The organism is Palleronia caenipelagi (assembly GCF_007004065.1).
In the GTDB taxonomy this organism is placed as follows: Bacteria; Pseudomonadota; Alphaproteobacteria; order Rhodobacterales; family Rhodobacteraceae; genus Palleronia; species Palleronia caenipelagi.
The window spans coordinates 1-1391 of sequence record NZ_VFSV01000133.1; the positions used below are offsets into that span (position 1 = coordinate 1).

Here is a 1391-nt window from a genome sequence, read left to right on the forward strand (position 1 = left end):
CAGCCGCGTGGGGAAAGCCCCGAGAACCTGAAGTTCATGGAAATCATCGATCGTCAGTTCCTCGAGACGCCATGGTATGGCTCACGCCAGATGGTCCGGCACTTGGCTCGCGAGGGACATAAATGCGGCCGACATCGTGTGCGGCGGCTGATGCAGCTCATGCGGTTGGTGCCTATCTACCAGGAACCGAAGACCAGCAAGAAGCACCCGGAGCACAAGATATATCCATATCTTCTGAAGGACTTACCCATCCCCCGACCTAACCAGGTCTGGTGTGCTGACATCAGCTACATCCCGATGCGCCGGGGGTTTCTCTATCWCGTGGCCATCATGGATTGGCACAGCCGGAAGGTGCTGAGCTGGCGGCTCTCGAACAGTTCGGCATGAGGCCGCCATAGGTCTGAGGACTATGCCGGACGGACGCGGGGYTCTGCGTCGAGGCTTTGAAAGAAGCGCTGGCTCGATACAGCACCCCCGAGATTTTCAACACCGATCAAGGATCCCAATTCACCAGCACCGACTTCACCGACGTGCTGCGCGACGCAAAGATCAAAATCTCGATGGGATGGCCGGGGCCGCTGGATCGACAACCGGATGATCGAGCGGCTCTGGCGATCCCTCAAATACGAATGCGTCTACTTGAACGCCTTCGAAACAGGTTCCGAAGCCCGGGACGGGATCGGTGACTGGATCAGCTACTACAACGAAAGACGCCCGCACTCATCACATGGGATCATGACGCCGGACGAGGCCTATGACAGGCAATCTCCGGACCTGAAGGTTGCCGCCTGAAATGAAACCAATGCTATAGCTTAGCACGGCGGCAAACTGGTCGAATTTCAAGGACCACCTCTGTATAATGCCGGGTGGCTATCGATGTGTATGGTCGGGTGGAGTTTGACGACTTCAACCACGCACCACACGGAGCCCCCGATGACCAAGACCAACATGGACCTTTCCGAACGTCTGGCCAAGCAGGACGGCGGCGATTTTCTTCGCACCGTCGCCGAGGCCGTTTTGCAGCTGATCATGGAGGCTGACGTCGAAGGCCTGATTGGCGCCGGTAAGCACGAACGGGCTGATCAACGCACSACCTGGAGGAACGGGTATCGAGACCGCGCTCTCGATACCCGTTTGGGCACGCTGAACCTGAAGGTCCCGAAGCTGCGGCAGGGCAGCTATTTCCCCGGCTTTCTGGAACCCCGCAAGACGTCCGAGAAGGCGCTTGTTGCTGTGATCCAAGAAGCATGGATGGGCGGCGTGTCTACGGGCCGGGTTGATGAGTTAGCGCAGGCTATGGGCTTGTCTGGCATCTCCAAGAGCACAGTGTCGAAGCTGTGCAAAGACATTGATGAGCGCGTGAACGAGTTCCTGAACCGCCCGCTCACCGG

General features: G+C 58.2%; 1 protein-coding gene and 1 pseudogene. Both read left to right on the forward strand.

The features are described from left to right. A pseudogene (locus FEV53_RS20240) lies at positions 1-792 on the forward strand (IS3 family transposase); the annotation flags it as partial. A gap of 141 nt (positions 793-933) precedes the next feature. Further along, positions 934-1391: transposase (locus FEV53_RS20245; protein ID WP_185962366.1), on the forward strand; the 458-nt coding region annotated here is incomplete at its 3' end.